Below are 8,680 nucleotides of genomic sequence, written 5' to 3' on the forward strand. Positions count from 1 at the left end.
TTTCATTTTGTCTAATTTCAGAATAACTTTTTTGGTCTTTTTAATTGACCAAAAGTTATTTCCGAAATAGGCTTGATTTATGCTATATAGTTAGTGATTTCTTGATTCATTTTTTCTTGAGGTGTTTTGTACCCTAAAACCTTTCTAGGTCTATTGTTTAGAGTTAATTCAGCATGTTTTAGTTGTTTGTTTGTTATGGTGTTAAAATCAGTTCCTTTAGGGAAAAAACGCCTAATTAAACCGTTCGTGTTTTCGTTAGTTCCACGTTCCCAGGAAGAATAAGGATTAGCAAAATATATATCCATTCCAGTGTTATTTGATAGCCATTTGTGATTTGCCATTTCCATTCCGTTGTCGTAAGTCATTGATTTTACAGTGTATTTGGGTAGTGTTTTCAAGTGTTTTGCAAATTGTTGTGTCACGGTTTCGGATTTTCTATTTTCTAATTTAATAATGAAAACATATCTTGTTTTTCTTTCTACAATTGTTCCGATGGCACTTTTTTGTCCTACACCAATCATTAGATCTCCTTCCCAATGTCCAACTTCGTTTCGTAACTCAACACTGTTGGGTCTTTGGCTAATATTTACTTGGTCTTTGATTCGTATTTTGTTTTTTCCACCTTTTCTATTGTATCTTCTTTTGGAATGATGATAGGGTAGAAGTTGTATGAGTTTTTTGCCTAATCTTGACTGTCTATGTTTATAAATATGCTGATAAATTGCTTCATGAGAGATTGTCATAATACTATTGTTAGGATAATCAATTTTAATTCTTCCAGCAATTTGTTCTGGCGAAAAACCACATAATAAGCCTCTGTAAACAAATAGTTTAAGTTTTTTATGAGTATTTATTTTATCAAGATTTCTTTTGTTTAAATACTCTTCTTTTGCAAAGAAATCTGCTAAAGTTGCATTGTATTTATCGGTTGGTTTGTGCATCCAACTATTTATTTCTCGAGTAATAGTAGAACGATTTCTATTTAGATGCTTTGCAATATAACTTTTAGACTTATTTTCATAGAGTAAAGTCTCAATAATAATGCGTTCATTTAGTGTAAGTCGTTTGTGCTTTTTTTCCATAATTCAACAAAGATAAAAATTATCATTTGTTGCATTAAGTTATTGAATTCTCCCACGTTTTTACACGCTGACGGCTAACGTTTTGCGGCTTGGCGAAGGTGGCGATTTTCACCACAAATGTTGATACGAAGCACACACTTCAAATTTACGAAAAACTGTCATACGGAGCACGAAACCGCCACTTTTGCCAAACCGCTGTTACCTGCTGGCGTTTTTGTCTTTCGAGTTGTAGGATAAATAAATAGCGAACAGTTCTAAAACCGTCCGCTATAAAAAGATATAATTTAAAGATATTATTTAGATGCGTAAACTACTTTCAGGAAGTCTTTTGTTGTCGTTGGTTTTCTACCTAAAAGATTTTCTAAATCTGTTTTTTCAGTTGAAAATTCTCCTTGCTTAATAGCCTCGGCAACACCTGCAAACACTCCAACATATTCTGCTGGAACGCCTGCTTCTGTTAATGTTTTCACGTAAATATCTTGAGGTGGGCTTACATAATTGATTTGTTTACCAACTATTTCACTTAAATCTTCAGCAATTTCTTGTATCGATACATTTTCAGTATTGTTTAAAGAATATGCTTTGTTTTCGTGTCCTTCGCTTGTCAATACATTGGCAGTAGCTTCAGCCATATCATTACGCAAAGCAAAAGCCGATTTTGTATCTCCTGCTGGTAAAAATATACCTGTTGTTAAAACTTGTTCTCCAAAAGACATCGGTAACGCATCAAGATAAAGATTGTTTTTAAAAATGGTGTAAGTCATTCCACTTGCCTTGATTAGGTTTTCTGTGTCGATATGCGATTTTGCAAGAAAGTAAATAGGTGAAGTTTCGGTATCGTTTTTTCGCTCAAAACTGGTATAAAATATATGTTTTACACCTGCTTCTTTAGCTGCCTTTACTGCATTCTCGTGTTGTTGTCCAAGGTTAACAACATCAGAACTTGAAACCAATAACAACTTGTCAACGCCTTTAAATGCTTTTACCAATGAAGCGTAATTGTCGTAATCGCCAATTTTTAAGTTAATGCCTTTTGTTTTCAAGTCTTCCGCTTTCGCCTCATCTCTTACTAAAGCCGAAATGCTGTTTGCTGAAATACCCTTTTTTAATAGAAAGTCAATGGTTGCCTTTCCAAAGTGTCCTGTTGCTCCTGTTACTAAAATCATTTTTTTTATTTTTTTTAATTGTGAAATGCAAAGATACACTATATTTGCTTCCTAAAGTATAGTGCTATACTAAAGTATAGTAACAAAAGTCAGGAAAATGAAAAAGCAGCTAAGTTTAAAAGAGATTAAGTCTTGTCCCGTTGAATATGTGCTAAACATCAACGATACGCTCAATGTTATTAGTGGTAAATGGAAGTTGCCAATTTTAGGTTCAATACTGTTTGGTAAAAAACGGTTTACCGATATTCAACGCAATATTCCAAAAATTTCACCCAGAATGTTGAGCAAAGAACTGAAAGAATTGGAATTAAATGGCGTGTTGGTCAGAACGGTATATGACACAACACCTGTATCTGTTGAATATGAGTTGTCTGAAACAGGAAAACAAATTACAGAAGTCCTAGATAAAATGATGGAATGGGGAATAGAACATAGAAAGTCTGTGTTGAAAAAGGCCTAAGTTTTCATTCATTCAATTGTCGCAGATTGAATATGATTTTAGTGTGCCTGCTTAATGATTGCAGTGTCGTCTTTACGCTTGCAGGTAACGGCCGAGTATTGGCGATGGTGGGGCATTTGAAAAACGTCAACTCAACATTTGCACAAATGTTCAATAGAATAACAAATGTTGAGTTTACAACTGTCAGCCCCACTATTGCCAATACTATGTTGTGCGTTCGTGCTTTTGTTCATTCAACTATGAGTTATTATTATTCATATTGATAAATAGCAGAAGTCCACAAATCATTAGTATTGTAGCAATTCCAAACACAGTTGCTTTGTTGTAACTATAAATTGCGGCTGCTCCAAGCGGAACTAATACATGATATAAAGCCTGCAAACTTTGGCTTGTTCCTTGTAGCAGTCCTTGCTTATCTTCTGTAACAGTGTTGGAAAGCCTTGCATTATATGAGGGGTCAAATAAGCCTTCTCCTAACACAATACAGGCAACAGCTCCTACAATAAAAAATACAGAAGTGATAAATGCACTTATAAATAGCAACCCAAGTCCTACAACAAGTCCAAGCAAACCAATAATGCCAACGGTTTGTTCGCTATACTTTTTTAGCATTTGAGGTAGGATGATTACTCGAGAAAGAATATCGCAAATACCTACTAGAACAAAAACACCACCAATGAATTCTGGCCCCCACTTAAAAACATCTTTAAGAAAAATACTGGCATTAAATTGCCATATTCCTAAACCGATATAAAAAAACGCTCCCATAATGATTAAGCTTTTGGCAGTCTTGATAGAGAATATTTCTTTTAAGTGGGTGAATGTGTTAAAACTTTTCCATGTAATCTGTTTAGTGCGTTTCTCCGTTGTTAGTGATTCTGGAACGAAAATAAAAATACAAGCTATTGAAATAAAAGTAATAATAGCAGTCACATAAAAAGGCAATGTGATGGATTTCGCTCCAAGAAGTCCACCAATTGCAGGTCCCACCATAAACCCAAGTCCATTAGCTCCGCCCAAATATCCAAACCATTTTCCTCTTTCATGTGGTTCTGTGGTGTCTGAAATATATGCAAATAAAGCACTCTGGTTGCCTGCCGTAATACCATCAATAATTCTACCTAAAAAAAGTATCCAAAGAGCACCACCTATACCAAGCAATAAATAGCCAATAACTGAACCCAAAAGGCTTATAAGCAATATCGGTTTTCGCCCAAACCTATCGCTTAAAGTACCAAAAATGGGTGCTGCAAAAAACTGACAAATAGCAAATATTGAAACTAACAAACTCATAGTTGCTGCAATTTTCGTATTGGCAACATATTTCTCTAATAGAAATGGAAAGAGCGGAAGTACAATGGTCATCCCAATTGCATTGAGTATTGTAATTCCAACTATAAACCAAAGGTTTTTCTTATTTTGCATTAATTTTATTCGTTAGTTTTTAAATTCACGTGTAGGTTGGTTCGCATGACGCACAACGTGTCGCGGCTTCAAGAAGTGGCGATGAACCAAGACCAAGCCTTTACAAATATAAACAAAACTTTAAATTAAAAACCTTTCCGATTTCAAATAAATCCCGAGCCTCGCCATTTCTTGAAACCGCTGTTGTGCGATGTTTTAATTCTGTTCAAAGCTTTTCACGCATTTAATCATCATACTTAAGTTAGTTTTACTTTCATCTTTATTTTGACAACTTGCTGTTATTGAGTAAAATATTCCTTTTTCTTTACTTTTTACGATAAATGAAATCATTTCTATTGAGTTTTCATTTTCAGATTTTGCGTGGATAAAATATGAATCATATTTCATAATGTTTGTTTTTCCATTTTCTACAATTTCTGGAATTAAATTATTTTTTGCGGAATTTTTTAGCATTGTTTCAAATTCGGCTTTTAAGTCTGTATTATTTTCTAAACTTTTATATTTCTGAATTGAAATAATTTTTGTGTATTTTGTTATTGAATCAGTTTCTCCAATATCCATTCCAAGAATTATTTGCTCATTTTCATAATCTTCAGCTTTCCATTCCCAATTTTTCGGAATAGTTATGCTAAAATCATTTGTTGGATAAGCTATTTTTGTTTTAGAGTATTTAACTGGATAATTTGAATATTGTTCAAGTGTCGTTATGTTTTTTGCACAACTACTAAAAAGTAAAACAAATAAGATACATTTCAATTTATTCATAATTCCAAATTTTGTTTTCATTAGGAAAGTCTTGATTTTACTGCGGTTCTCAAAAATATCGCACAACGGTTTGGGGCTTTGCGATGGTGGGGAATTAAATGCACAAATGCTCAATTCAACACAGATGCCAAATATAAGCACAAATGTTGAATTAAGCACTGTCGCCCCACTATCGCAAAACCCTTGTTACCTGCCGTTTTTATTGTTGCAGTTCGGTGGCGTGTTCTATATTCCATTCTCCCATTATTTGACGATGGATGTAACAGGCATCTGCTTGCTTTAATAGCTCGTCTTTTTGTTCTTGGGTGATGTTGCCTTCTATCTGAATACCTATTTTTATATTGGTTTTTAGCCCATCTGTTTCACGTTTTACTTCTTGAGATAGTTCGGCTTTTACTTCGCCTATTTCCCACCCTTTTTGTCGAGCAATATATCGAACGGTTGCTACTTTACACATTGCCAAACCACTCAACACCAATTCAGAAGGACTTAAACCTAAGTCTGTCCCTTTGCTTTTTACAGGCTCGTCTCCAATTATGGTATGAGTTCCGTTGGTTATGATGCTTTGATACCCTTCGGGTAAATTCTTGATTTTGATTATTGTTGCCATATTGTTTTTTCTTTGTTAAAATGATTTAAACCTAAACCTAATAATGAACCAAATAATGCAATATGAATCATTATATTCATCCAATTTCCCGATGGAATGTGTATGGTTAATAATGCTACAAGCATAATAAAGGCTAGGAATGTAAATGCGAAGAATAGTTTTTTGTTTGCTAAAAGTAATATTGCAGCAATCAATTCTAATGAAGACAAAATGATGGCTAAAACAAAAGTTCCAGAATCACCGAGAAAGCTCCAACCTGAAGATTTTAAAAACCCTGCCGCATTCTGCAGACCTACTCCTCCAAGAAATCCTTCAAAAAACTTTTCCAGACCGCCCCAAACAAACAACAACCCGAATGCAATTCTAATAATTATATTTCCGATATTCATTTTATGATATTTTAAATGTTAAAAATTAAAGCTCAGGTGCAATTGGAAAATCAATTGGAAAGCCAGTCAAATTGTGGATATAGTTGCTGATTATTTTATCGCCAACCACAATTACCACATCAATTAGATTCGCTTCGGTGTAACCTGCTGCAAAAAATGCTTCTTTACTTTCTTCTTTGGTGTTGCCACGGTTTTCTACCACAGATGCAGTGAATTTCACCAAAGCATCTAATTTAGAGTCAAATGAAGCTGAACCTTTACGCAGTTCAATTACCTGCTCATCTGTAAAACCATTCATTTTACCCAAAACGGTGTGAGCCGACTGGCAATAACGGCAACCATTAATTTGACTTGTTATTAAATTAATTACCTCCCTTTCCTTGGCTTTTAGTGTTGATTTGCGATTTTGTAAAGCAAGATAATCGCCTAGTGCCGTTTCGTTTTTTGCGTAATAGGCATACAAATTGGGTACAAAGCCTAAACCTTTTTGCAAGTTGTCAAAAATGGCTTGATTGTTTTCCGATACTTCTCCTCGGGTGGGAACTGTGAAATTTGTCATCTTTTTAATTTTATATTGTTTATAAATTAATTACGATGCAAAGATGCAGTCTTAAAGAGGCCTTCTGTTAGGTCATTAAACCCGATGAGTTGGCAATATTTCCCAAAAATGAATTTTTGAAGTCGGAAGGGCTAATATTTTCCATTTTTTTAAAAAAACGGCTAAAAGTCTGTATATCTTCAAAGCCCAATTCGTAGGTAATTTCTTTGATTGCTTTGTCGGTATATCGTAACATTCTTTTGGCTTCCAAATGTTTTCTTTCGTGTATGATTTGCAGCGGACTTTTGTCTGATAATTGTGAGAAAGTGTTGGATATTGTCTTAGGCGACTTTATCATCAGGTCTGCATACTCTTTTACGGTGTGCTTGGTTTTAAAGTGCTGTTCTACCAAAAAATTAAACTCTCTAATTATATCTACCTCTTTATTATCAAGTTTAGAAATATTATATTGGCGTTTATGTATACGAGTACAAAGTATAATAAACCTTTTGAGCATCATTTGTAGCATTTCTAGTTGCAGTTCATCTTTTGATTGCATTTCTATATTGAACATTTGCCAAAATGTTTCAAATTTTTCTATTTCCTCTACTGGGATTTGAAAATATGGAAGTTGAGTAGCACCGTAAAATAATAAACCTTTACAACTTACTTCGCTGCCGTGGTCTAAAACACAATAAAACTCCCGGTTAAATTTTATAATTCTTGCCGTTTCCAAATTGTTGAACTCAATTCTATGAAAAACTGTCAAGCATAAAATAGTATTGTCTTTTATGATTTGAGTTGTTCCTTCATACTTTATTTCACAGTCTTTTCCCTTAACCCAAATAAATAAAAGCGGATTATTTAAGTCTTTTTCAAGCCTTAACAGCTCATCCTTTTTATATTGTAACGTCCTGAAATAGGTTGACGTTTTTTAATTAATTTTTCAATTCAAATTTAGATAAATTATTTCATTATTCCTACGATACGATTTATACGGAATATCAGGATTTAAATGCACGCTAACAGGAGTTCTTCCCTTTAAGCTGTCATGTGGTCTTAAAGAGTTATAAATCTTTACAGCGCGTCTTACCATTTTTTGAGCCATAGTTTTGTTTGGAATCGTCTGATTTAGTCCAAATTCATATTTCATAGTTTTGTTTAAACGTTCTGCTAGAGCGTTTTCGTATGGATCATATTGTTCAGTCATGCTTATTAAAATATTGTTGTCTTGTAGAATTTTGACATATTCTGGCCAACAATAATGGAAGCCTCTGTCGGAATGATGGATTAGTTTTTGATTTGGATATTTTCTGTTTTTTAACGCCATTTTTAAAGCTTCTATTGACAATGAAGCTTTCATGTTTGTAGCTACATGAAAGCCCATTATTTGTTTAGAATAGGCATCGGTTACTAAAGCTAAATAGGCATTTTTTCCATTTAGTTTTAGATAAGTTATATCACTAACCCAGAGTTCTTCGGGATGATTTGGGACTTTATTTTGCACCAAATTTTTCCATTTTGTAAAGAGATGATTAGAGTTTGTGGTGCGTGTGAAATTCCTTTGTTTAGGAACCAATAGGGTATGAGCTCTAAGAAAATCGAAGAAATTGTCACGTCCCATTTTGATGTTTTCTAATTTCATTTGTTCTTGTAGCAGCTGATGTAATTTTCTTCCACCAGTTACTTGACTGATTTCACCTCTTTTGTCGATAACCATTTTTACTAGTTTTTCATTATCAGCTTTTTGTTTCTTACAAACACTCATTTTTTTGTAGAGTGCTTGTCTTGATATCCCGAAGCATTGGCAGATCCATTTGATTTTAAAAGTGCTTTTTTCTTTAGTTCCACTTCTTTGGCCAATGATTCGGGCAGCGACTTTTTTGCATAATCGTTCCCTGTATCAATTTCAGCTTCGGCAATAATCATTTGTTGGAAGTCTTTTATGAATTCCAGTTCTTCAATTTTTTGCTTTAGTTTTTTAATTTCGTCTTTGTTTGACATTCCTTTTTGTTTTTGCTCTAAGGTAGCAAATTTTTGTAACCAATAATAAATTGCATTACGTCCGACTTGGTATTTTACTGCTGCGTGATTGACGGAAATTTGTCCGTTGCATACTTCATCAATAATTTTTAATTTTAAGTCAAATCCAACGGATTTTTTTTGACAGTGTGGTTGGTTTTCTTTCATATTGTCCTGTAAATAGTTGTTGATTTTTTGTCAACCTATTTCAGGATTTTACATT

11 protein-coding genes are annotated in these 8,680 nt (G+C 33.7%); 1 reads left to right on the forward strand and 10 read right to left on the reverse strand.

Annotation, left to right across the window (positions count from 1 at the left end):
* Positions 1 to 77: 77 nt before the first annotated feature.
* Positions 78 to 1,082: an IS30 family transposase gene (locus UEQ13_RS00205; protein ID WP_329804339.1), complete on the reverse strand. Its 1,005-nt coding sequence runs from the start codon at positions 1,080 to 1,082 to the stop codon at positions 78 to 80.
* A gap of 293 nt (positions 1,083 to 1,375) precedes the next feature.
* Positions 1,376 to 2,248, reverse strand: a complete 873-nt coding sequence (locus tag UEQ13_RS00210) for an SDR family oxidoreductase (RefSeq protein WP_329804358.1) — start codon at positions 2,246 to 2,248, stop codon at positions 1,376 to 1,378.
* A 97-nt stretch (positions 2,249 to 2,345) separates the two neighbouring features.
* Between UEQ13_RS00210 and UEQ13_RS00215 the strand changes: the two genes are divergently transcribed.
* On the forward strand, positions 2,346 to 2,708 hold the full coding sequence (locus UEQ13_RS00215; protein ID WP_329804359.1) for a winged helix-turn-helix transcriptional regulator: 363 nt from the start codon (positions 2,346 to 2,348) through the stop codon (positions 2,706 to 2,708).
* A gap of 237 nt (positions 2,709 to 2,945) precedes the next feature.
* Here the strand turns inward: UEQ13_RS00215 and UEQ13_RS00220 are convergent, their stop codons facing one another.
* From UEQ13_RS00220 to UEQ13_RS00255, 8 genes are all read right to left on the reverse strand, one after another.
* Positions 2,946 to 4,133 carry an MFS transporter gene (locus tag UEQ13_RS00220; protein ID WP_322549157.1) on the reverse strand — a complete coding sequence of 396 codons (1,188 nt, stop codon included), beginning with the start codon at positions 4,131 to 4,133 and terminating at the stop codon, positions 2,946 to 2,948.
* A gap of 195 nt (positions 4,134 to 4,328) precedes the next feature.
* On the reverse strand, positions 4,329 to 4,919 hold the full coding sequence (locus UEQ13_RS00225; RefSeq protein ID WP_329804360.1) for a hypothetical protein: 591 nt from the start codon (positions 4,917 to 4,919) through the stop codon (positions 4,329 to 4,331).
* A 178-nt stretch (positions 4,920 to 5,097) separates the two neighbouring features.
* On the reverse strand, positions 5,098 to 5,508 hold the full coding sequence (locus UEQ13_RS00230; RefSeq protein ID WP_158728192.1) for an OsmC family protein: 411 nt from the start codon (positions 5,506 to 5,508) through the stop codon (positions 5,098 to 5,100).
* Positions 5,496 to 5,897 (reverse strand): DoxX family membrane protein, encoded by a 402-nt coding sequence (locus UEQ13_RS00235; RefSeq protein WP_158728193.1) that lies wholly within the window; start codon positions 5,895 to 5,897, stop codon positions 5,496 to 5,498. Before UEQ13_RS00235 ends, UEQ13_RS00230 begins: the two co-directional genes overlap by 13 nt.
* A 25-nt stretch (positions 5,898 to 5,922) precedes the next feature.
* Positions 5,923 to 6,456 carry a carboxymuconolactone decarboxylase family protein gene (locus tag UEQ13_RS00240; RefSeq protein ID WP_158728194.1) on the reverse strand — a complete coding sequence of 178 codons (534 nt, stop codon included), beginning with the start codon at positions 6,454 to 6,456 and terminating at the stop codon, positions 5,923 to 5,925.
* A 67-nt stretch (positions 6,457 to 6,523) separates the two neighbouring features.
* Positions 6,524 to 7,171, reverse strand: coding sequence for a helix-turn-helix domain-containing protein (locus UEQ13_RS00245; protein WP_329804361.1), 648 nt, complete (start codon positions 7,169 to 7,171; stop codon positions 6,524 to 6,526).
* Between the two features lie 210 nt (positions 7,172 to 7,381).
* A complete protein-coding gene (locus UEQ13_RS00250) occupies positions 7,382 to 8,302 on the reverse strand; it encodes an IS3 family transposase (RefSeq protein ID WP_329804351.1) in 921 nt (306 codons plus the stop codon).
* Positions 8,200 to 8,625 (reverse strand): IS630 transposase-related protein, encoded by a 426-nt coding sequence (locus UEQ13_RS00255; protein ID WP_329804348.1) that lies wholly within the window; start codon positions 8,623 to 8,625, stop codon positions 8,200 to 8,202. The genes UEQ13_RS00250 and UEQ13_RS00255 overlap by 103 nt, the downstream gene beginning before the upstream one ends.
* Between the last annotated feature and the right edge of the window lie 55 nt (positions 8,626 to 8,680).

This window comes from Flavobacterium facile (genome assembly GCF_036321945.1).
In the GTDB taxonomy this organism is placed as follows: Bacteria; Bacteroidota; Bacteroidia; order Flavobacteriales; family Flavobacteriaceae; genus Flavobacterium; species Flavobacterium facile.

Bases quoted from the DNA above. Each gene is read 5' to 3' on its own strand.
- UEQ13_RS00255 (WP_329804348.1), bottom strand. From the start codon at position 8,625: ATGAAAGAAAACCAACCACACTGTCAAAAAAAATCCGTTGGATTTGAC.
- UEQ13_RS00240 (WP_158728194.1), bottom strand. From the start codon at position 6,456: ATGACAAATTTCACAGTTCCCACCCGAGGAGAAGTATCGGAAAACAAT.
- UEQ13_RS00215 (WP_329804359.1), top strand. From the start codon at position 2,346: ATGAAAAAGCAGCTAAGTTTAAAAGAGATTAAGTCTTGTCCCGTTGAA.
- UEQ13_RS00225 (WP_329804360.1), bottom strand. From the start codon at position 4,919: ATGAAAACAAAATTTGGAATTATGAATAAATTGAAATGTATCTTATTT.
- UEQ13_RS00205 (WP_329804339.1), bottom strand. From the start codon at position 1,082: ATGGAAAAAAAGCACAAACGACTTACACTAAATGAACGCATTATTATT.
- UEQ13_RS00220 (WP_322549157.1), bottom strand. From the start codon at position 4,133: ATGCAAAATAAGAAAAACCTTTGGTTTATAGTTGGAATTACAATACTC.
- UEQ13_RS00210 (WP_329804358.1), bottom strand. From the start codon at position 2,248: ATGATTTTAGTAACAGGAGCAACAGGACACTTTGGAAAGGCAACCATT.
- UEQ13_RS00230 (WP_158728192.1), bottom strand. From the start codon at position 5,508: ATGGCAACAATAATCAAAATCAAGAATTTACCCGAAGGGTATCAAAGC.
- UEQ13_RS00235 (WP_158728193.1), bottom strand. From the start codon at position 5,897: ATGAATATCGGAAATATAATTATTAGAATTGCATTCGGGTTGTTGTTT.